Below are 22556 nucleotides of genomic sequence, written 5' to 3'. Positions count from 1 at the left end.
GCGGCTATGCGCACGTAACAACTTGCATCATTCTTGGCAATATCAGCAAGCAATTTCTGGTCTTCAAGTTTTTCAATTGCATCCTTGCGTACCCACACCCGATTCGTTTTATTCTCGGCCACAGCAGCATAGACAGTTTGTATAATAGACTTGTCATTGAGTTTTTCCGCGGCGGCTTTGCGCACGTCATCATCTTCATCATTTTTGGCAATATCGCTATAAATAGTTTGGGCAAGGGATTTATCAATAAGTTTATCTACAGCAACCAAGCGTACAGAGCCGCTTTTGTCATTCTTGGCAATATCGGCCAGGAGTGCTTGGTCGGTAAGCTTTCCAATCACTAATCTGCGTGCATTAATATCCACACTGTTCTTTACCAAATCAGCCAGGATAGCCTGGTCGGTGATTTTCTCTATCGCGTACCTGCTTAAAAACATGTGTTTATCATTCTTGGCAATATCTACCAGAAGCGCCTGGTCGGTTAAATTGGGATTTTTAATAGCTTCAATTTGCACTTCACCATTTTTGTCATTCTTGACAATATCCGCCAAAAGAACCTGGTCGGTAAGTTTTTTTACTACTACTTTGCGTACATTTTCGTCTGCATCACATTTAGCCACATCGGCCAGGAGAGCCTGGTCAATGATTTTTTCCACCGCTACCAGGCGCACATGCCCTTCCTGGTCATTTTTAGCTATATTGACCAGTACAGCCTGGTCAATTAGTTTTGCCACAGCTACCTTGCGCACACACCCTACTTTATCATTTTTAGCTATATCGGCCAGTACGGCCTGATCAACAAGCTTGGCCACCGCCGCTGCACGCACCGACCAAGATTCCACATTCCTGGCAATATCGGCCAAAACGGCTTGATCGGTCAGCTTTTCAGCAGCGGCCTTGCGTATAGATAAATTTTTAACGTTCTCAGAATTTTCCGGCGGACATAAAGGCTTGCTTTGCTCAAAGGCATTGTATTCACTTGAAACTCCCGGCAGCTCGACCAAGCCACCCGTTTCGGGATTAAGTTTTCTCACCTTGGCTTCTCGCTTTTCCCAGCTTTCATCATTCCTGGCGATTGCGGCCAGCAGAGTTTGATCGGAGAGTTTCCATACAGCGGCAATGCATACTTCCCCAATTTCATCATTCTCGGCAATATCGGCCAAAACAGCCTGATCGGTAAGTTTCAACACTGCAGATTTGCGCACCTCCCAGTTTTTATCGTTCTTGGCTATTTCAATATAAACCGTTTGTGCTAGAGATTTATTATTGAGATTATTTGCAGCAGCTTTGCGCACTTCATCGTTTTCATCATTTTTGGCAATATCAGCCAAAAGAGCCTGGTCATTGAGTTTTTCTACAGCCGCCTGGCGCACGATAGATGCTTCATCGTTCTTGGCAATTTCAGCCAGGATTTTCAGAAAAGCCGGGTCAGTGAGTTTTTCAACTACTCTTTCTGTCTGGTAAAACTCGAATTCTTTATGATTCTTGTTATTTTCCTCAAGGATTCCTTTGTCAGAAATCTTTCTTACCGCAAGTTCACGAACCTGCGCGAATTTGGCATTCTTGGCGATATCAGCCAGGAGAGTTTGGTTACGGAGTTGACTCACTGCCTCCAGGCATACTTGCCAATCTTTATCATTTTTGGCCACATTGACTAATAAAACCTGATCGGTGATTTTTTCCATTGCCGCTTCGCGTACCTGCCATTCTGTATCGTTCTTGACTATATCGGCATAAACAGTTTGGGCGAGAGATTGATTATTGAGTGTATCTGCGGCAAACAAACGCGCCCAACTGCTTTTATCATTCTTGGCAATATCGGCCAGGAGAACCTGATCGGTAAGTTTTTTCACCGCGTCATGGCGCATCCCACTGTCTTCCTCATTTTTGACAAAGTCGGCCAGGAGGGTCTGATCGGTTAGTTTTCCCAACGCAGCATTACGCACATCCCATGCACGATCATTTTTGGCAAGATTGGCCAGCATAGCTTGATCGGTCAGTTTTCCCGTAGCGACTTTGCGCACCTCAATGTCTCTATCATTCTTTGCTAAATCAGCCAAGAAAGTCTGGTTTGTTAGCTTCTGCACTGCTGCCACGCGTGGATACACCACTTTATCATTCATGGCGATATCAGCCAGAACGGTCTGATCAGTAAGGTTTCTTACAGCAGCCTCGCGTACATGCCAGTCTTTATCATGCTTGGCAATATCAGTCAGGAAAGTTTGATTGGTGAAATTTGGATTTCTCAATATGGCCGAGAGTAAATGCCCGGTTTTATCATTCTTGGCAATTTCAGCCAGGAGAATCTGATCGGTAAGTTTTATCACCGCATCATAACGTAACCAAATATCTTTCTCATTCTTGGCAAAGTCGGCCAGGAGCGCCTGATCGGCTAAGTATGGATTTCTCACTGCGACTTTTCGTACATCCATATCTTTGTCCTTCCTGGCAATATCGGCCAGGAGTCTCTGATCAGAAAGTTTTTCCACCGCGACTTTGCGCACATTAACGTCTTTGTCATTCTTGGCAATGTCGGCCAATTCAGTACATGCCTTCATGTCCCCTGCTTTGCATTTCAGGCTTAGTATGTTGATTTCATTATAAGTATCTGAATTTATACCGTTGATTCTATAAGTATCTGCCCAACTTGGCAATGTCAACATGGATAAAACCATTGCCATAAAAATTGTCTTGCCGATAAATTTGGAGTATTCCCATTTGGATTTAAAAATATCACTAAATTCCATGTTTCTCTCCCTTTTGGATTATTGGAGCATTATACCCTATTCGTAAATGAAAATCAGGCGAATGATAATTCCGCTATGCTTTGCCGGTTTCGTAATAGTAGCGGTAAAAAAAATAATTGCGCAGGATGTTCTTGACGTAATTGCGCGTTTCCGAATAGGGGATCATTTCGATGAACTCTTCCTCGCTGGCGTCGGGGAAATCGGTCAGCCACTGGTCGACCACCCCTACCCCGGCGTTGTAGGCCGCCAGGGCCAGGTAAAGGCGTCCGTCATATTTGTCCAGCAGCGATTTCAGGTGCTGCAGCCCCAGGCTGATGTTGGTCTCCGGATCGTACAAATCCTTGGCCCTGACCTTGAGGGCGCTGCCCTTGGCGACCTGGCGCGCGGTGGATTGCAGCAGCTGCATCAAGCCGAAGGCTCGGGCCGGCGACAGCGAGTCGGCCCGGAAAAAAGATTCCTCGCGAATCAGGGCTTGGACCAGGTAGGGATCGACCGCGTACTCCCGGCTGTAGGCCGTGATCAAATCCAAGTACTGGCGGGGAAAGAAAATGCCGCTCAGGAAATTGGGCAGGCGCACGTACTCGATATGCTTGAAATTGCCGCGAAAGCTGGCAAATGCCTGATAGAAGCGGTTCTGCCGGTATTCGACCAGCGATTCGCTTATTTTTAGCAGGTTCAGGTCGGAAGGGTTGAGCAGCGGATCGCTCTTGGCGGCACGGATCGTTTCCAGGCAGTCGTCCCACAGGCCGTACTTGGCCAATACCTTGATGTCGGCGCTGATCTCCACGAAGCGAGCGCTGGGCGCTTCAGCGATCGAAGCGATGAAAGCCTGACCTAGGGTCCTGAACTTGGCCTTGTCGCGGAACACCCTGACCGCGTAGTAGGAAAACGGGTACAGGTACGGCGGCTGTGGTTTTCTGTCTTCCAGCTTGCTCAGCCAGTAGCGCGAAGCGATCTGGTAACTGAGCAAAGGCGACTGGCAGCCTTTTTCGAAATAAAGCCTGGCCTGGGCCTTGCGGTCCTGGCGGTAATAGATCCAGGCCAGCAGCCAGACGGTCTTCCAGTATTCTTCATCCTGCTCGCGGCATTCTTCCAGATACAGCGAGTACATGGGCAGGGCCCTGGCAAATTCCCTCTTGCTGAGCAGGATTTGCGCCGCATCGTGGAGCAGTTCGGGGTACAGGGGCGAGTCCTTGCCGATAGCCTGCAGCCGTCCCAGGATATCCGTTTGCGCATCGGACCGCAGGGCGATTTTCAGCAGTATCTTCTCGGCGAACGGTTGGTATCTGTCGCCCAGCCCCCCCTGCAGCAAAGCCTGGCAGCGGGGGTAATCGCGGCCCTGGTAGGCGAACTCCGCCTTGAAAAGGGTGGCCAGTGCACGGAAGCGGCAAAAAGGCAACTCCTGCCTGAATTCCCCTCTGGCCGCGGTTTTCAGCAGGAATGAAAACTTGGCGAACCAGAAATCCTCATCCAGGCGCCCGAGCAATCCGCTCAATGCCGCCGCGGGCAGCGATTTGCGAAAGGAGGCGATGGGGCGGTTGGCGAAAAGGAGCTTGAATTCCTCCTGGGCGCGGCCGGCTTGATGGTCCCGCAAGAGGCAATTTTGCAGCATGATTTTTGTTTCCAGGCTTGCGGCGCGATGGCTATCTTGATACACGAGAAAGGTCTTGAACTTTTTAGCGGCGTACAGGCTGCGCAGCTGCAGCTCGTCGCGCTGGGCCGCGAGATAGGGAAATTCTCCGGGAATCGCGGCCAGGGCGGCGCTGCTTAATTCGTACTTTTTTTCACTGAGAAGCTGCTCGGCTTGGCGCAGCCGGGCGATGGCGGCCAGCAGCGGGTGGTCGCGGTCGACGGTGTCGATCCCGGTTAAGGGACGGGATGGACCGCTCGACAGGAAAAAATTCAAAAACCGGTAATTCTTGAATAGTTGCCGGTGGTTGATGGGCGATGCTTGCTGCGCTGGCAATCCGGCCGGCGCCAGCCCGGTCAGACAATAGGCGGCGATGAAGGAAAAGGCGCTTACCGAAGCGAATAACAGGGTATATTTCAGGCTTCGGCTGTTATGATCTGTAAACTTCAAAATTGTAGCCCTTTAAAGCCTGGCGGTCGCCCTTGGCCAGGATTTTCACCATTTGTTCTTCGAAGTAGAGCAAGTCGCTGGAGCGGCGCATGTACAATTCCTTGGCCTGAAGCAGGGTCTCCTTCAACACCTCGTACAGGTTCCTGTTCTTGATCCCGTCTTCAACCAGCTTCTTGTTGTAAAGGATGATGTCATTGATGATCACCCGGGCGTAGCGCTCCGGGTCATTGCCCTTGGCCGGCGCCGATGTTTTTTCCAGTTCATCGGCGCGCCCGATGAACTTGACTTCCATTTCAGGCTCTTCGACGAATTCCTGGGTCTTGATCTTGGCCAGCACTTTCTGCCGGATCGGCAGCATGTCGAGGCTGAGCTCGCCGACAGTGGCCAGGATTTCGATGGTCTTGTGCTGGATGGGCGTACCGGCAAGCGAATCGGCATAGATCAGCGCCTGCGGCTTGCCCTTGACGAAGAAAGGCAGGACGAAAATCTTCTGCGGCTTGCCGCCGCCCAGGCGGTTGTATATCAAAAAATCATCGGGCTTGCTGACCGGATCACCCAGGTATGATTTTCTGTTATCGATCACGCTTTTGAAAATCGTATTGGCCGAGAGGGAGAAAAAGACCTTTTTCAGGTCCTCATCGGTGATCTGGCCGTCACGGCCGGAGAAGCCTTTGCCCTTCCAACCGACCATCTTGTCGTCGCGCAACAGGAAAATGGCGGCCCGGTCGCAGAAATGCTGGATGCCGTCGATGATGCCGCCGATCAGGATCAGCTGGTTGCTGGCCGCGGCCACCTTTTTCACGTATTCGTTCAGGACCTGGATTGCGCCGGCGGCGTCGGCGTCATCGTCACGGCCGGACAATTCATCCGGCATATGGAATTCGACCAGCTCGTCGAAGTCCTTCAATTTTTCTATCTGCTTAAACATGGAGCTCTGGAACGTGTCGATGCGGTTGAGCAGGAACTGCACCTTCTCATTGAGCACTTTTTCCACCAGGATTTTCACTTCTTCCTTTTTCATCGTTTCCCTCCTCCAGGCTACACGCCGGATTCCAGGCGGCTGGCTAAAAGTTCCGGAAGCCCGGCTTCCCTGATTTTTTTCTGGGTCGCCTTCACTTCGTAGGCGAAGCGGATGAAGTTGATCTCCCGCTTGCCGGAATCAAAAATAATAAAGCTGGATGCCGGGTTCTTGTCGCGCGGCTGGCCGATCGAACCGGGGTTGATCAGGTATTTGGTGTTGGCGTCCAGCTTGATGCGCATGGTCTCGCTCAAGGGCACGATATCGATCTTCTCGTTGCGCAGAAAATAAATGATCGGAAAGTGGGTGTGACCGAAAAAGGCGATTGATGTTTCCATGAACTTGAACGATTCGGCGGCCTCGAATTGGGAAAACACGTAGTAATCCTCGTCAAACGGCGAGCCGTGACAGATGGTGATGAAACGGTCGATGATCTGCGGCCCCTTGGGCAGCTGCTTCAAGAATTGGAAATTGTCCGCGGAAATTTTCAGCTTGCTCCACTCGGCTGAAAACGCGGCGGCGGGATTGAACAGCGAGGAAGATTCCAGGTCGGCGATCACCTTGTCATGATTGCCGCGCACGAAATTCATCCGCGGCAGCTTGCGAAAATGCGTGATGACCTCATCGGGGTTAGGCCCGTAGCCGACCAGATCGCCCAGGAACAGGTACTTGTCAGCGTGACTGATTTTTTTCAGGCTGAGCATTTTTTCGAAGGCCTCGATGTTGCTGTGAATGTCGCTGAAAATCACGTATCTCAATTCACCACCGCCTTGAATAATTGTTCGGCCCGGTACGAGCTGCGCACGAACGGACCCGCTTCGATCGTGCCGAAGCCGAACGCGGACGCGAACTCCCTCAGTTGGGCGAACTCCGCGGGAGAATAATACGCGGCCACCGGCAGGCAGCGCTTGTTCGGTTGCAGGTATTGGCCGATGGTCAGCAGATCGACCCCGATCGTTTTCAGCGTTCCGAACATTTCCCCTATTTCCGAGCGCGTTTCCCCCAAGCCGACCATCAGCCCGGTCTTGACCAGCGCCCCTTTTTTTTTGGCATGGGCCAGTATCCGCAGCGAGTGGCCGAAGGCTTCGGCGCGGCGGTTGAGGCGCGGGTAAAGACTGGGAACGGTTTCCAGGTTGTGCGCCAGCACGTCGGGGGCGGCGTCCAGGACCGTGTCCAGCAGCCGGCAGTCGCCGCCGAAATCAGGGACCAGCACTTCGACTTTCAGGCGCGGACGATCCTTTTTCAGCCGGCGGATGATCTTGGCGAAATGACCGCTCCCCTTATCCGGCAGGTCGTCCCTGGTAACCGAGGTGATGACCAGGTAGGATAGGTCCATCAGTTCGGCCATCTCCAGGACCTTTTGATCCTCCGCCTCGTCAAGGTCGGCGGGGATCCCGCCGGGTACCGAACAGAACAGGCAGTCACGCGTGCAAACGGCTCCCATGACCAGGATGGTGGCCTGATTGTGGTTCCAGCATTCGGCTATGTTGGGGCAGCGGGCGCTCTGGCAGATGGTGGGCAGGCCTTTTTCCGCAAGCTTGCTCTTCAGGCGAAAATAGTCGTCGCCGGACGGGATTGAGGCCTTCAGCCAATCGGGTTTTTTTATCTTGAGCGCCGTTTCGTTCATGCTGTTTTATCGGCCCGGTTTGATCAGGAGCAGTTCCTGCTGCGGGCGCGACAGATACTCGGCGCCGTTGGCGGTGATGACCGCCATCTCCTCGACCGTGGCCACCCCGTAATCCTTGATGTAGATGCGCGGCTCGATGGTGAACACCTGGTCCTTTTCCAGTGGAACGAAGGGCAGATTGCCGTAGCGTTCCCAGTCGGGGGCCAGCAGGGCGCCGCCGTCGTGGGCATCGCGCCCGACCTGGTGCCCGAGGGCATGGGGGTATTCGTCGTACCCTTGCGAAACGATGGCTTGGCGCGCGATGCGGTCGATGTCCAGTCCGCGCGCCCCCGGCTTCAGGGCCGCGAAGGCGAGGCGGATCGATTCGAGAAGGACGGCAAAGCCGCGCTGCACGTCCGGCGGCGCGTTATTTTCGCCAGGGCGCAGGATGTACCAGGTACGCTGCAAATCGGAGCAGTATTTGTCCACCTTGACCCCGAAATCGATGTTGAAGATATGGCCCGGCTTCAGGACGTTGCCGGTGGGCGCCGAGTGGGCGCCCACTTCCTGGGGGCCGCTGAAAACGGCCGGGCAGCTGTCGATGTCCCAGGCGGCTTCCAACCCCATCCGTTCACGCTGACGGGTGATCCAGCCGGCAAGTTCCTTTTCGCTCATCCCCGGCTTAGCCGCCTTGGCGACGCGGCCGTAGATGTCTAGCGTCTTCTCGCAGGCCGTTCGCAGCCGGCGGATTTCCTCGGCCGATTTCCGGCCGCGCAACTTGGCGATTACGTTCTCGGCCGAAACCAGCCGGTCGGCGAAGACGGTCCCCTGCAGCAGCTCCAGCAGCTTCAGGTAGTTGCCGTGGGTCAGGCCGTCGGCCGCGGCGCAGTCCGGGGAGTAATCGATGGCGATCTTCCTCGGCGCCAGGCGCTGCAGGAGGCGCAGCAGGTCTTCCCGCGGGCTGCCCTTGTAAGCCGCCACCCTGTCAAAAAGACCGGCACGGCGGAACGTCTCCACGTCGAGGTTGCCGACGATGGCGTGCGTCTCTTTGCTCCTGGAGAAAAGGAAGAAGGAAAGCCAGGTGGCGTGGCAGCCGACGACGAAATCCATGACCGGGTCGGAGATGATCCCAGACTCGCGATCGATGACCATCCACAGGTCGATGTCCAGCTCATTCAGGATCTCAATAGCCTGGGCGATCTTTTCCTTTTCCATGGTCTCCCCTACTTGGCCCTTCTGGCGTCCCAGTACAGATAGAGGCAGATCAGGACGAACATCACCAAGGCGCAAAGTTCACCGGGGATGACCCGGCTGCCCCAGGTCAGGTAGTAGAAGGGATTTTCCTTCTGGAAATACTTGATGGAAACAAATTTCACCAGCGCCCCGATGACGCCCATGATGGCCCCGCCGGCGATGAACCCGGAGGCGATCAGCGTGCCGCGCTCGACGCGCCGGTTGGACAGCTCCTTGTCGGGGCTGGAGCGGCCCACCAGCAGGGCGATGAGACCGCCGATGACCAGCGGCGTGTTCAACTCGATCGGGATGTACATCCCCAGCGCGAAAGCCAAGGGCGGGATACTGATCATGTCGATGGCCAGAATGAACAGGGCCCCGATTCCCAGCAGGATCCACGGCATCTGGGCATGGGGATCCATCAGCGGTTTGATGATCGTGGCCATGGCATTGGCTTGCGGGGCGGTCAGCGCGCCCGGCGTGGTCGGGTCGAAACCGTAGGTGCGGCTGAGAAGGAAAATGACCAGGCCGACCGTGGCCGAGGCCACAATCGTGCCCATGAACTTGGAATACTGCTGGCGGATGGGGGTGGCGCCAAGCCAGTAGCCGACCTTCAGGTCGGTGATGAAGCCGCCGGCCATCGACAAGGCCGTGCATACGACCACACCGATCAGCAATCCCGCCATCATGCCGAAGTCGCCGCTCAGCCCGAAAGAGGCCAGCACCAGGCTGCTGAGCAGGATCGTCATCATGGTCATGCCCGAGACCGGGTTGGTGCCGACGATGGCGATGGCCCGCGCCGAGACCGACGTGAATAGGAAGGAGATCACAAAGACGGTCAGCATGGCGATCAGGCTCAGCCTGAATGGTTGGGCGACAGCGGCGAGCACCGAAAAACGGTAGAACAGGAAGAGCAGCACGGCGGTGACCAGCAGGAGCAGAAGTACGTATTTCATGTTCAGGTCGGTCTGGGTGCGCTCGGGCTTGCTGTCGGCGTGCCCGGCCCCTTTCTTCGCGATCTGACGGATGCTCATCGAGAACGCCTGCACGATGACCTTCGATGACTTGATGATGCTGATGACTCCGGCCATGGCGATGGCGCCGATGCCGATGAAGCGGACATAAAATTTGAAGATTTCCTCGGCGCTCATCTGCGCGATCAGCTTGGTGCCGGGAGTGATGATTTCAGCGGGGATGAAGCGCCCGAAATAGGCGACGAGAGGCACCAGCAGGAACCAGGAGAGCAGCGAGCCGGCGGCGATGATGGCGGTGTAGCGGAAACCGATGATGTAGCCGATGCCCATCACCGACGACAGGGCGTCCATTTTGAAAACCAAGCGCCATTTCTCGTACAGCGACTGGCCCAGCGGCACGATGCGCGTGGTGAACACTTCGCTGAAAGCGTTGACCGAGAGGATGAGGAAATCGTAGATGCCGCCGATGATCATGCTCCAGACCAGGACCTTGGCCTGGGCCCCTCCCGCTTCGCCGGCCACCAGGATCTGGGCGGTGGCGGTCGCCTCGGGGAACGGGAACTGGCCGTGCATCTCCTTGACAAAATACTTGCGGAACGGGATCAGGAAGAGGATGCCCAGTGTGCCGCCGAGAAGCGAGGCGGCGAACAGCTTGAACAGGTTAATACCGATCTTCTGATCCAATTTCAGGATGAATAGGGCGGGCAGAGTGAATATCATGCCCGCCACGACCAGGCCGGAAGCGGCTCCGACCGACTGCACGATGACGTTCTCCAGGATGGTGCTCTTGCGCTTGAACCATTGACCGGCGCCGACGGCGATGATGGCGATCGGGATGGCCGCCTCGAACACCTGGCCGATCTTTAAGCCGAGAAAGGCGGCGGCGGCAGAAAAGAGCACCGCCATGATCAATCCCAGGACGACGGCGCGGACGGTCATCTCGGGGATGATCTGGCCGGCAGGTACGTAGGGGACATATTCTTTTCCGGGAGGCAGGACGTCGTACGCCCCTTCGGGCATTCCCTTCACTTGTTGGTTTTCCATGGTGACTCCTCAACGGAAGCGCGATACGGCGTATTCTTTTATTTTTTCAAAAATCTCGGCATTGAAGCTGATCTTGTGCTCGTTCCTTCGACTCATGATATACGAGCCAAACATGCTGTTTTCGGCCTCGGCCAGTTTTTTCCGGTAATAGCCATCCTTCTGCTTGGCGAATTCCTCGGCCGAAACGATTTTCTTGCTCTTCAGCTTGACGATGACCGCCGCCTCGGATCCGAAGGTCAGCGGGAGCGAATAGGCGTTCTCGCGCATCTGGAAAATGGCCTCGTCCAGGCCCGGCCGGACCGGGAACCCCGACAGCTGATTTCCCCGTTGATAGGTGACGCTTTCGGGCTTGAGGTTCTCCTTGGCCAGGTAGGCGGCGATTTTTTTATCGTCGGCCAGCTTCTGCAATTCGGCACCGACGGCCTGGGCTTTGGCCAGCTGCAGCTGCAGTTTTTTCGCGGACAGCATTTGCGTCTTCACCTGATCCTTGACCTTCTCGAAGGGTTCAACTTCCGGCTTGACGATGCGCAGCAACTGGACGATGGCGAACCCTTCCGGGAATTCCATGGGCGGCGCGATCTCGTTCTCGCGCAGGGTAAAGAGCTTCTGGGAAATGTACCCCATCTCATCGATGTTTTTTATGGAATCGCCCGCCGCCAGTAGGCCGCTGGGAAGCAGCGGCATTTTCTGCTTGTCCTCGCCCTGCTTGAGGTCGTTGGCTTCCTTGATCTTTGCGTAGAGCTTGCCGATTTTATCGTTGACCAGCTTTTTCAACTGCTCGTTCTCCAGCAGGCTGGTGATTCTCGCCTTGATCTCTCCGTAGGTTTCCTGTTTTTCTTCGATTTTTTCTGAAACGTACAGGATGGAAAACGCCTGCTGGGCGTCAATGGGCGAGGATATCTCCCCCTGTTTCAGGTTGTCGATCATGCTTCGTTCCTGGTTGGAAAAATTCTGCCAGCCCCAATACCCCCAGTCTCCCCCATCCTTGGCCTTTTCATCGCTGGACAATTCCCGGGCTTTATCGGCAAAGTTCTGGCCGGTCAATATCGCGGTTGCCGCCTCCATTCTTTTCAACACGTCGTCGCGATCCTGCGGCGTGTACGGGACCCAGATGCGGCTGATTTTCGTTTTCCCCGGGACCTTGAACATGCTCCTGTTTTTTTGGAAATAGGCGAAGGCTTCTTTCTCCGGGATGACCACGTCCTTCTTGAAATCGGCGAATTTCAGGACCAGCATCTGGCCTGATCTTTTTTCGTGGCTTTTGAACAAATTCTTGTTGTCCTGATAGAATTCCTCAAGCTCGGCCGCGCTGAACGCCGGTTCCTCTTTCACTGCCTCGCTCTTGAAAGCGATGGTTTCGAGCTCGGCCTTGTCGTTTTCCTTGCGGTAATCCTCCTCGATCGAGTTCCAGTCGAGGGCCAGGCCGCTGGTCAGCAATTCCTTCAACTTGTCGGCTAGAAGCTCCTTCCTGAGCCCTTCCTCGAAGTCAAGCACCTTGATCTGGTTGTAGGCGAGCAGCCGCTCATACTCTTCGGAGCCGATGAAGCCGCCGTCGCGCTGAAAAGCCGGATAGGAGCGGATGGCATCCTTCAATTCGGTCTCGCTGACGCTCAGGTTCAGCTTGTCCGCTTCCATTTCGATGATCAGCGCATTGACCATGCCTTGCAGGACCTGCTCGGCGATGCCCAGCTGGTTGATCAGCGAGCGGCTGAAATTATTCTTGAACTGCTTGCTGTACATGGCCAAGCTCTGGGTCAGATCTTTTTGGAAATTCTCACCGCTGATCCGCTTGCTGCCGACCGCGGCCACGTCTCTATCCAGGCCACCCGATTCGAAACGCCCCGATCCCCACTGCACGAAAATGAATCCGACGAACGCCAGTATGAGCAGCCACAGGATCCAGGAAAGCGACTTCTTTTTGCTTCTCATCGTCTTGAGCATTATTTTTCCTCCACTTGCTTTTGGTTTTTGAATTTTCTGCTGTTCATTTTCAAGTATACCGATACCGTGGCCCCGTGCTGATCGTTGTTGCTGATCACGATATTGCCCGCGTGTTCCTGGATGATGTTGTAGGCAATGGTCAAGCCGATGCCTTTTTTCTGCGTCCGGTTCTTGGTGGTGTAAAAAGGATCGAATGCCTTTTCCAGATTGTTGAAACCGCCGCCGTTATCCATGACATCGACGATGATGTTCTGGCCATCCATCGATTTTTTCAAGTTGATGGTGATCTTGCCGTTTGGGATATTGTTTTCCTTCAGCGCTTCGATGGCATTTTCAACGATGCCCTCGAATACCTGCCACAGGGCAAAATGGTTGCCCAGGACAATGATTTCTTGGTCAAAATCGTGTTTTTCAATGGTGACATCGCTGTTTTCCGGGCGGCTGGAAACGACTTTCACCAGTTTTTCAAGCATGTTGGCGATGTTGATTTCCATCTTGACTTGGTCCATGTCCGGATTCAACTGGTTCAGCTGGTCGATGATGGTCTTGATGCGCAACGCCTGTTTCTGGATGCTGACCAGCTTTTCCTTGGTGTAGGGAGTGATGTCATCGCGGATGGTCAGCAAGTCGACATAACCCAGGATCCCGGTCAGCGGATTGTTGATTTCATGGGCGAAGCCCGAGACGATGGCGGTCAGCGATTTTTGCTTTTCAGTCTGGATGATATGTTGCTGGGTGTCGCGAAGCTCCTGGATCGCGATTTGCAGCTTCTTGTTGGCTTCCTTCAATTCCACCGTTCGCGTATGGACCTGGTTTTCCAGATCCTTGTGCGTCGACTCGATCTGGCGCATCATGGTTTCGATTTTTTCGGCCATTTCATTGAATTGGCTGCCCAGAAACGAAAATTCATTGTCGCTGGTAACGGAGATGCGGTGCGACAGGTCCCCGTAGCTGATTTTTTCGATGCCGTTTTTAAGCAATTGGATCGGCTTGGACAGATGGTTGTTGGTCCAGACGACGATCACGATGAAAAGGAGCAGGGGGACGGTCAGAATTAAAAAGACCAGGAACTTGGCGTTGATGCCGCCCATGACGATGAAATAGGCAATGGCGATGTAGCCCGAACTGATCAGGACGAACGAAAGCAAAATTTTGCTTCGTAAAGTATTTATATTAAACATATTTTTAATTGAATATTTTATTATAAGTGGGGATAAATAGCAACCATTTCCTGCCTCGAACCGCCGCGGCTAAAATAAAAAGCCCGCTTAGCGCAAAATTTCCTGGATCACCTGGTAGGAATTCCGCCAGCCCGGGACAATTTTGACGAACAGATCCAGAAAAACCTTTTTTTCATAGTATGCTTCCAGGGTTTGCCGCGCCGTCTGGCCGATTTGCTTGATCATGCGGCCGTTCTTGCCGATGATGATTTTTTTTTGCGAGCTCGATTCGACAAAGATTTCCGCCCGCACCAGGACGACCTCCCCCCTGTCCTTTATCTCGGCCACCTTGATCGTGGTGCTGAAGGGGAGTTCGTCTTCGATCCAGGGCAGCATGTTTTCCCTGATCAATTCGCCGATGAAGAAATTCTCCGATTGCTGGGTGTATTCGTCGTCGGGGAAAAAATTTTCCCCCTCCGGGAGGCAAGCGAAGATCAGCTCTTCGATCAGATCGAGGTTGTCGCCGCGGAGCGCCGAGATGGGCACGATTTCCTGCCAGGGGAAAAGATCCTTCTCGTGCTGGATTTTTTCCAGCACCTTGCCCTTGTTCAACTTGTCGATCTTGTTGATCACTAAAAAAACCTTTTTACCGGCTTTTTCCAGCAGCGAGATGACAAAATCGTCTTGCTTTGGAAACGCCAGGTCGATGAAATAGAGGATCAGGTCGGCGTCGGCCAGGGCGTCGTTGACCGCCTTCATCATCAGTTCGTTCAGCTTGAAATGGGGCTTGTGGATGCCCGGGCAGTCGAAGAAAACGATCTGGCCGCGCTCGCTGGTCTTGATGGCCAGGATCCTCCGGCGCGTGGTCTGTGGTTTGTCGGAGACGATGGCCACCTTTGTCTTCAACAAGGCGTTGATGAATGTCGATTTGCCGACATTGGTCCGGCCCAGCAGGGCGACATAGCCCGAATGCCGGCTTTTACCCTTTTTCACGGTAGATGCGCACTCTTTTGATGCGGTTTTTGTCGACTTCCAGGACTTCGAGAACATAGCCTTCAACGGTCACCTGGTCATGAAGCCCCGGGATTTTGCCCAGTTTGCAGCTGATCAGGCCGGCGACGGTTTGATAATCCTCGTTGTCGTCTATTTCGATCTTCAGGGCTTCGTTCAATTCGTAGATGGCGAGATCACCCTGGACGATGAAGCCGTCGCGGTCGCGGACGATGGGCTCCAAATCCTCATCGTATTCGTCCTTGATCTCGCCGACGATCTCCTCGATCACGTCCTCCATGCTGATTACCCCGCACACGCCGCCGAACTCGTCAATGACGATGGCGAATTTCTGCTTGGTCTTCTGCAGCTCCTTGAGCAATTCCAGGATGCGCATGGTCTCGGGGATGAAAAAGGGCGGCCGGAGAATTTCGCGGATGTTGAACTCGCTGCGGCCCCAGTAATTGAACACGTCCTTGGCCAGGATGATGCCTTCGACATGGTCCATCCTGTCGCCGACCACCGGCAAGCGCGATTTTTTCTTGTGGGTGATCACCGCGATGATCTCGTCCAGGCTGGAGTCGATATGCACGTAAATCATGTCCACGCGCGGGGTCATGATTTCCTTGACCAGGGTGTCCCCGAATTCGAGGACGCTCTCGATCATCTCCTGGTCTTCCTTTTCGATCACCCCCTCCTTGGCCCCCTCTTCGAGGAAAACCTCCAATTGCTCGTCGCTCAGGTCCTCATTCTGGTCCTCTCTGGCATCGGCCGGGCTCTCCTTCAGGAAGACCTTGAAGATGAAATTCAGGGGATAAAATATCGTCCAGGCGACCGGGAAAAGGAACAGCAGGCTGCGCAGGACCTTTTCGCGGTTCACATAGGCGGCGATATAGAAGACCAGGTTGAAGAAGACCAGGTACAGCAAGCCGATGAGCAGGATCCTGGAGGTGGCCGAAGGGATGGCGTTTTGCAGCACTTGGAACGTCCAGATCAGCAGAATGATCTGCAGGAGAAAAACCACCGTTTCCAATGAATGGATGACCAGGTCGAACTTCTCGACGAAAGCGAAGTCGGGCTTGCGTCTGGCCGGCAGGCCCTTGAGGAATTTTGCCAGCGAGATCCGGGAAAAGCTTTCAAAACTGCTTTCCAGCAGGTAGAACAGGATGGTCACCAGGTACAGGACGATCAGGACGGCGACGGTCATGCAAGCTCACCGGCATGCATGGCAAACAGACGCTGCTGCAGGGCCAGCATTTCCCCCTTGTCCTTTTCATGGTCGTAGCCGTTCAAGTGCAGCAAGCCGTGGATCATCAGCAGCAGCATTTCCTTCTGCAGCGAATGGTTGTTTTCCCGGGCTTGCTTTTCAGCCAGGCTCCAGCAAATCAGGATATCGCCGGCGTATAGACCGTCGGGCAGCTTTTCCCCAAGGGCGAAACTCAAGACGTCGGTAACGCGATCCTGGCGGCGGTACTGCTTGTTCAACCGCCGCACCTCGTCGTCGGCGGCGATCTTGACGGTCACCGCTCCCCGGAAATGCAGCTCGGCGGTGACGCGCCGGATGGCTCGCAGCAATGCCTTTTTATCAAAACAATAACCGTTATTGAGGATTTGTATCATGGGCGGGCTCTTTCTGAAAATCAAAACCTGGATACGCGATGCGCTGGTGATAGATGGAGGCCAGCTTGTTGTAGAAGCTGCCGGCGATGATGTTCAGGGCTTTGAAGGTCAGGTCCTTGCATTCGACGAATTGATTCTCAGCGCTGTCGGCGCTGATGATCTGCTCAATGACGTTTTTGATGTCCTGGTCCTTGGGCGCTGAGAGGCTTTTTGACGCCGCCTCTACCTGGTCGGCCAGCATGATGATCACCTGCTCGATCTCCTGCGGTTTTTTGCCCGGATAGCGGAACATGTTTTCGTCAAAATCGTCGAGCTGGCCGGAGCTGCTTTTCCTGGCTTTTTCATAGAAATATTTGACCAATTTGGTCCCGTGGTGCTGTTCGATGGCTTGCGCGACCTTGCGGGGCAATTTCAGCGCATTCGCTTTTTCCAGGCCAAGACCGATGTGGGCGATGATGATCTTGGCGCTGTCCCGGGGCGTCAGCTGGGTATGGGGGTTCTCGTACACCGAAGAATTCTCGGTAAAAAACTGCGGGTTGTCGATTTTCCCGACATCGTGGTATAGGGCCATGGCCCGCACCAGGATCGGCGACAGTTGCAGTTCCTGGGCGGCCGACTCGGCCAGGGAGGCCACCATCTGCGAATGATGGTAGGTCCCCGGCGCCTTCTCGAGCATCTCGCGGAACACCGGCAGGTTCAAATTGGTGATCTCGACCAGCTTCAGGTCGGTGACCACCTTGAAGATGACTTCCCAGAGTGGAATCATGAAATTGGCGATAAAAACCGACAGCAAGGCCGACACGATTCCCATGCTGACGAAAAAAGCCAAGCTGCGCCAGTTTAAATTCGCCTTGCTGAGTGCGAACATCAGGCAGAGCGACATGTTGACCGGGAGCAGCCAAAAAAAACCGGCTTTCAGGATCGAGGAACGCTTCAAGCGCTGGTAATATTCGACGCCGAAGGCCACCGCCAGGTTGCCGGACAAAACGAAGAGCATGACCTTGAAATCCCAATCGCAGATGATGCCGCTGATGATGGCATTGATGATCGAAAAAGTGACCGCACTCTGCAGACTGAACAGAAAAGCGATGAGCAGCGACCCGATCGCGAACGGAATGCCGTAAACCATGACGGCGTTGTCGATGTGGATGTTCTGGGCAATATTGTTCAAGACCAGCGGGTAGATGAAAATCGCCAGCCGGTAGCTTACGGCGCAGGCGATGAAGGTCATGGCGCCGACAAAATCGAGCTTCGGGCGGTTGATCCCCCCGATCTGGGTCAAGGCGTGCAACCGCCAGAAAAAATAGAATAAGATGGCGAGAAGGGTGAAAACGAGAAAAATGCCTGGAATTTTATTTTTGCCGGTTTTTTCTTCGGCGCTGATCAGGTGGATCAGGCGCAGGTGGTCTGTGCTGATCTCATCGCCGCGGCGCAGGATGATCTTGTTTTGCTTCAGCTGGATGAAAGCCGGGTTGACCTGGGCCAGGACCTTTTCCTCCTGAAGGCGGGTCAATATTTTCGAAAAAGAGACATTGACGCTGATATATTCCAGGAGAATCGGGGTCAAGATCACTTTTTCGTTGTTTTGCAGGGAGAAATTCATTAGTAAATCGTTCAACTTGCCTTTTATTTCGTTCAGATCGAACAGATCGGCCACTTTTGCCTGGGAAAAGCCTTTTTTTTCTGAATAAATCGTGATGAAGTCGTCTCGACCCCTAGGAATGCCGATTTTGGAAAAGAGTATCCCCTTTTCCTCCCAGCCGGCCACTTCCTGAAGCAAAAGATGCAGGTCGATCTTGGCGAACGTATTGGCCCTGAGCAGTTCCTGGATGGCCGCGGCCGACAGTTCGATGCCGAAATTGGCGCTGATTTGGGAACGGAGTTGTTCCGGCTTCACCCGGCCCTTGGCCCAATCCTGGCGTGCGCCCTTGAAAAACTTGAACCACTCGTTGAACAGCATCTGACTGCTGGCGCTCTTCTGCTCGCTGAATTCGTAGACCGGACTCAGGCTCGCCTTGGCTTCCTTGCGCTTGGCCTCGGTCATCTCCCTGTCTTCCACGGTCATGTCCCTGCGGATGACGATATCTTCGCCAGCGATGTCGCCGAGCTTCAAGGATGGGCCGCTGACTGTTTTTAAGGGCGGCCGATAGCTGATGTAAGAAATGATGAGCAGGAAGGCGAGGCGGATCAGAAGTTTCCCGCGCGATGTGCTCCCCCTCCCGGTGACCGCCGGCAGTTTTTGCTTTTTTTTCAATTCCAGGTCGAAATTCATTTTTCCGCCCTGGCGTAAGCCTCAATGATCTTCTGGATCAGGGGATGACGGACGACATCTTTGTTGGTCAGGCGGATGACCGCGATTTCCGGCACGTTTTTCAGGATCTCGATGGCTTTGAATATGCCCGATTTCTTCGGTTCGCTCAAGTCGATCTGGGTGATATCGGCCGTGATGGCGACGCGCGAATTGAGCCCGAAACGGGTGAGGAACATTTTCATCTGCGAATTGACGGTATTCTGGCCCTCATCGAGAATGATGAAGGCATCGTTGATGGTGCGGCCGCGCATGTACGCCAGCGGGGCGATCTCGATGATCCCCTTTTCGATCAGTTCGGCCGTTCTTTCGAAGCCGATGAGGAAGTACAGGGCGTCGTACAGCGGACGCAGGTAGGGGTTGATCTTCTGCTGGATGTCGCCGGGCAGGAACCCCAGCTTTTCGCCCGCCTCCACGACCGGCCGCGTCAGGACGATGCGCTCCACTTTCTTGTTAATCAGGGAGTTCAAGGCCATGGCGATAGCCAAAAAGGTCTTGCCGGTGCCGGCCGGCCCGATGCCGAAGATCAGGTTCTTTTCCCGCAGCGCCTGGACATAGGCCTGCTGGTTGGAGGTTTTGGCAAAGACCTCCTTGCCGTCCACTCTGATGCCGTTGTTGGTCAATGACTTTTCAGGCAATTCGTCGATTTTTCCGTCAAGCACCAGGTTCAGGCTGAACAGGACATCGTGGTTGCGAAGCCCGTTGTTTCCGGCGGCGAGGCGCGAAAGATGCAGCAGGTATTTCTTGAATTTCTTGGCCTGGGGAGCGCTGCCGGAATACATGATCTTGTTGCCGCGCAGGGAGATATCCAGGTTGAAGGCCGTCTCGATCGCGGCCAGGTTTTTCTGGAGCAAGAGCGGAAATTGATTGCCCAGCTCGTCGGGGCAGATGAATTCATCCATAAAATAATGGTCCTACCAATCCTGTTTTCATTGTTTTCATTGCTTTTATTATAGAAAGACTGGGGCCAATTGTCAACTCAGCCCATGGGCCTCAGGCCAGGCCGATAAGGGGCAGCAGCAGGCGCAGAACCGCCCAAATGACCAAACCGCCGCTCAGGTCGAAAAGCAGCCCGGCGCGGATCATTTTGGTGATGGGCACCATCCCCGATCCGTAGACGATGGCGTTCGGCGGCGTCGATACCGGGAGCATGAATCCCCAGCTGCAGCCCAGGATGGCGCCCAGGGCCGGCGGCACCGGGTTGACTTTCGCAGCCAACGCCAGGGCGATGACCACGGGAACGACCATGTTGGCGGCGGCGGTATTGGAGGTCGTTTCACTGGCGACGATGGCGATGAATACCGCCGCCCCGGTGATGGCCCACAGCGATTCCGCCCCCGACAGGTGTAAAAGCCCCTGGCCGACGCGTTCGGCCAGGCCGGTACTGAACATCAGGCTGCCCAAGCTCAGTCCGCCGCCGAACAACAGCAAGGTGCCCCAGTCGATGGCCACGGCCTGGCGCCAGGAAATGGTGAATTGTCTCTTTTTCCAATCCAGCGGCAGCACGAACAGCAACATCGCTCCGATCAGGGCGGCAACGGCTTCGGGCAGCCTCAGGCCGTACCATTTGCTTAGCGGAGCGGAGGCGCTGCAAAAAATAGCCAGAAAGCCGGGAATGATCCACAGGCAGGCCGTGACCAGGAAAGCGGCCAGAGAATTTTTCTGGCCGCGGCTCCAGGGACCGAGTTTGGCCAGCTCCTGGCGCATGAAATCCCGGCTCCCAGCCAGCAGCGGCATTTCCGGCTTGTGCAAAAAATAGAGCAGAAGGAACAGCAAGCCGTACATGACAACGAGCATGGGTAGGGCAAACTGCATCCATTTGAAAAATGGTATTTTGACCCCGCAGAATTTTTCGATCATGGCGATGCCGATGAGGTTGGGCGGAGTTCCGACCGGCGTGCCGATGCCGCCGGCGGAAGCAGCGTATGCGGCCATCAACATCATCCCGGTCGCGAAACGGGAACGGGCCGGATCCGTTTTTCGGCCGGTTTTTTTCTCCTGCAGGTCGGACATGGCGCTGACGATTCCGATGCCGATCGGCAGCATCATGGCCGTGGTCGCCGTATTGCTGATCCACATTGAAATGAAGGCGGTGATAGCTCCGAAAGCGAAAAGTATGCGCCAGGATTTGTCGGCGATCCAGCCCATGGACATGATGGCGTAGGCGAACCTCCGGTCCAGGGCATGAACGCCCATGGCCCGGGCCAGGATGAAACTGCCAAGAAACAGGAAGATGGTCGGTTCGGCAAAAGGGGCTAAAACCGTTCTGGCATCGGCTACGCCGGCAAGAATGCACAGCACGGCCCCCAAGACGGCGCTGACGGGGATGGGTATCGGTTCGCCGATCCACCAAACGACGATCCAGCCGATGATGGCGGCCAGAGCGTGGGCTTGTCGATTCAGGCCGGGCATGGGGATGAGCCAGATGACCAGTGACAGCAGCGGTCCCAGAAGAAGGCTTATCCTTTGCCGCCAAAATTCGATTTTGCTTTCAAGCGCGGAAATTTCCCCCGCCGCTTCAGCCCCGCGGCCGTCGGTTGTCTCGTTTTCCATTTGTGTCACCTGGCAATAATTTTCACACGGGCCGGCGTCGGCAACAAGCGAACGCTTCGATTGGCCATTAAAAATATTTTGCCTGGGGATGGCAGACAACCATGGCGCTGACGCTCAATTCGGGGATTAACTGGCAGTTTTCGCTCAAGCTGACCCCGATCCTTTGCGCCTGCAGCAGGCTGATCAGGGTCTCCTGGTCGGCCAACTCCGGCCAAGCCGGGAATCCGGGGCTGAAACGCTTGCCGCGCTTCCCGGCCAAGCCCAGTTCCTGCCGGATGTGCTGGTGCATCTTCGCGGCCAGGCTTTCGGCCAGTTGGGTGCCGAAGCCGTGCACGATGAGGTAGCGACTGTACTGGTCGGAGTTATACAGCTCCATTTCCAGGCGAGAGATCGCATCGCCGCAGCTGACGATGAAAATTGGCGCCAAGTCCCCGTTTTCATTGAAATAATCGGCCAGGGAGACATGATTGCGGCGCGGGAAGGTCAGAATGAACTCTTTGCCGCCGCTGCTGAGCAGCAGGCTGTTTTTCCCGGAGCGGCGGCAGTTAAAATAGCCGTAAACACCGGCAAAACGGGTTATTTTTTTTTCGCGTAAAAGGCTGAGGCTCTCGGCATAGAATTGCTCCGCCTCGGCTCCCTCCTTCATGCGCCAGCGGGATTTGATAAGGGTCTTCTTGTCCAGCCACGGGAGAATGTCGTCCAGGGTCCAATGGACGACGCGCGTCCCTGAAAAAGGCGCCCGCAAAGGGGTCGGTAGCGAACGGACGACCGCGGCCGCTGCCGGTTTTCTTTTCCTGGGAACCGAATCTGCCGCAGCTGCGGTACCTCTGTTCATGATCTTCAAGGCCGCGAACGCATCGGCTGCGTAGAACACCTTGCCGCGATAAAGCGGACGCAGGGCGGCATCGACGAAAGCGGGGGTCAGCGCCGCCCCGCCGCAAATGACCGGGACGCGAATCTTCTTTTCTTCCAAATGGCGCAGGATTTCGGTCATTTCCAAAGTGGATTTGACTAGCAACGCGCTCAAGCCCACATGGTCGGGAGCATGAGCTTCCACGGCGGCGGCTATATCGGCGCCGCCCTTGTTGGTGCCGAGGTTGACGACCCGGTAGCCGTTGCTGCGCAGGATGATGTCGACCAGGTTTTTACCGATATCGTGGATGTCGCCTTTGACCGTGGCCAGCAGCATGCAGCCTCGCTGGCTGGGCTGGGTTTTGGCCAGCCGCAGTTCCAGGATATCCATCGCGGCCTTGATCACTTCGGCCGCCTGCAGGACGAAAGG

The 22556-nt window shown here is 54.8% G+C and carries 16 protein-coding genes; all 16 read right to left on the bottom strand.

Annotated features, from left to right (window positions below):
- Positions 1-2747, bottom strand: a 2747-nt coding sequence (locus tag NTW95_01115) for a hypothetical protein (protein ID MCX6556028.1), incomplete at its 3' end; no start/stop codon positions are given.
- Positions 2748-2820: 73 nt separating this feature from the next.
- Positions 2821-4827 (bottom strand): lytic transglycosylase domain-containing protein, encoded by a 2007-nt coding sequence (locus tag NTW95_01110; protein ID MCX6556027.1) that lies wholly within the window; start codon positions 4825-4827, stop codon positions 2821-2823.
- A complete protein-coding gene (locus NTW95_01105) occupies positions 4808-5848 on the bottom strand; it encodes a hypothetical protein (protein MCX6556026.1) in 1041 nt (346 codons plus the stop codon). Before NTW95_01105 ends, NTW95_01110 begins: the two co-directional genes overlap by 20 nt.
- Before the next feature lie 17 nt (positions 5849-5865).
- Entirely contained in the window at positions 5866-6594 is a 729-nt protein-coding gene (locus NTW95_01100; GenBank protein ID MCX6556025.1) for a metallophosphoesterase family protein, read from the bottom strand.
- A 5-nt stretch (positions 6595-6599) separates the two neighbouring features.
- Positions 6600-7472 carry a lipoyl synthase gene (gene lipA / locus NTW95_01095; GenBank protein MCX6556024.1) on the bottom strand — a complete coding sequence of 291 codons (873 nt, stop codon included), beginning with the start codon at positions 7470-7472 and terminating at the stop codon, positions 6600-6602.
- Between the two features lie 6 nt (positions 7473-7478).
- Positions 7479-8666, bottom strand: a complete 1188-nt coding sequence (locus NTW95_01090) for a Xaa-Pro peptidase family protein (protein MCX6556023.1) — start codon at positions 8664-8666, stop codon at positions 7479-7481.
- Positions 8667-8674: 8 nt separating this feature from the next.
- The gene (locus NTW95_01085; protein ID MCX6556022.1) at positions 8675-10702 is read right to left on the bottom strand and encodes an oligopeptide transporter, OPT family; all 2028 of its coding nucleotides are present in this window, start codon (positions 10700-10702) and stop codon (positions 8675-8677) included.
- A gap of 9 nt (positions 10703-10711) precedes the next feature.
- Positions 10712-12643, bottom strand: coding sequence for a SurA N-terminal domain-containing protein (locus NTW95_01080; GenBank protein MCX6556021.1), 1932 nt, complete (start codon positions 12641-12643; stop codon positions 10712-10714).
- On the bottom strand, positions 12643-13791 hold the full coding sequence (locus tag NTW95_01075) for an ATP-binding protein (protein ID MCX6556020.1): 1149 nt from the start codon (positions 13789-13791) through the stop codon (positions 12643-12645). The genes NTW95_01080 and NTW95_01075 overlap by 1 nt, the downstream gene beginning before the upstream one ends.
- Before the next feature lie 120 nt (positions 13792-13911).
- On the bottom strand, positions 13912-14796 hold the full coding sequence (era, locus tag NTW95_01070; protein ID MCX6556019.1) for a GTPase Era: 885 nt from the start codon (positions 14794-14796) through the stop codon (positions 13912-13914).
- The gene (locus NTW95_01065; GenBank protein MCX6556018.1) at positions 14783-16000 is read right to left on the bottom strand and encodes a hemolysin family protein; all 1218 of its coding nucleotides are present in this window, start codon (positions 15998-16000) and stop codon (positions 14783-14785) included. The genes era and NTW95_01065 overlap by 14 nt, the downstream gene beginning before the upstream one ends.
- Positions 15997-16413, bottom strand: a complete 417-nt coding sequence (ybeY, locus tag NTW95_01060) for an rRNA maturation RNase YbeY (protein ID MCX6556017.1) — start codon at positions 16411-16413, stop codon at positions 15997-15999. The genes NTW95_01065 and ybeY overlap by 4 nt, the downstream gene beginning before the upstream one ends.
- A complete protein-coding gene (locus NTW95_01055; GenBank protein MCX6556016.1) occupies positions 16394-18685 on the bottom strand; it encodes an HDIG domain-containing protein in 2292 nt (763 codons plus the stop codon). The genes ybeY and NTW95_01055 overlap by 20 nt, the downstream gene beginning before the upstream one ends.
- Positions 18682-19623: a PhoH family protein gene (locus NTW95_01050; protein MCX6556015.1), complete on the bottom strand. Its 942-nt coding sequence runs from the start codon at positions 19621-19623 to the stop codon at positions 18682-18684. Before NTW95_01050 ends, NTW95_01055 begins: the two co-directional genes overlap by 4 nt.
- A gap of 91 nt (positions 19624-19714) precedes the next feature.
- Positions 19715-21274, bottom strand: a complete 1560-nt coding sequence (locus NTW95_01045) for a DASS family sodium-coupled anion symporter (protein MCX6556014.1) — start codon at positions 21272-21274, stop codon at positions 19715-19717.
- A gap of 67 nt (positions 21275-21341) precedes the next feature.
- A partial coding sequence (locus NTW95_01040; protein ID MCX6556013.1) for a cobalamin-dependent protein occupies positions 21342-22556 on the bottom strand: 1215 nt, incomplete at its 5' end.

This window comes from Candidatus Aminicenantes bacterium, from assembly GCA_026393795.1.
In the GTDB taxonomy this organism is placed as follows: domain Bacteria; phylum Acidobacteriota; class Aminicenantia; order UBA2199; family UBA2199; genus UBA2199.
This window is presented reverse-complemented; position numbering and strand designations above follow the sequence as displayed.

Coding starts and splice junctions, on each gene's coding strand:
- NTW95_01105 (MCX6556026.1), bottom strand. CDS start 5,848: ATGAAAAAGGAAGAAGTGAAAATCCTGGTGGAAAAAGTGCTCAATGAG.
- lipA (MCX6556024.1), bottom strand. CDS start 7,472: ATGAACGAAACGGCGCTCAAGATAAAAAAACCCGATTGGCTGAAGGCC.
- NTW95_01090 (MCX6556023.1), bottom strand. CDS start 8,666: ATGGAAAAGGAAAAGATCGCCCAGGCTATTGAGATCCTGAATGAGCTG.
- NTW95_01085 (MCX6556022.1), bottom strand. CDS start 10,702: ATGGAAAACCAACAAGTGAAGGGAATGCCCGAAGGGGCGTACGACGTC.
- NTW95_01080 (MCX6556021.1), bottom strand. CDS start 12,643: ATGCTCAAGACGATGAGAAGCAAAAAGAAGTCGCTTTCCTGGATCCTG.
- NTW95_01065 (MCX6556018.1), bottom strand. CDS start 16,000: ATGACCGTCGCCGTCCTGATCGTCCTGTACCTGGTGACCATCCTGTTC.
- ybeY (MCX6556017.1), bottom strand. CDS start 16,413: ATGATACAAATCCTCAATAACGGTTATTGTTTTGATAAAAAGGCATTG.
- NTW95_01055 (MCX6556016.1), bottom strand. CDS start 18,685: ATGAATTTCGACCTGGAATTGAAAAAAAAGCAAAAACTGCCGGCGGTC.
- NTW95_01050 (MCX6556015.1), bottom strand. CDS start 19,623: ATGGATGAATTCATCTGCCCCGACGAGCTGGGCAATCAATTTCCGCTC.
- NTW95_01045 (MCX6556014.1), bottom strand. CDS start 21,274: ATGGAAAACGAGACAACCGACGGCCGCGGGGCTGAAGCGGCGGGGGAA.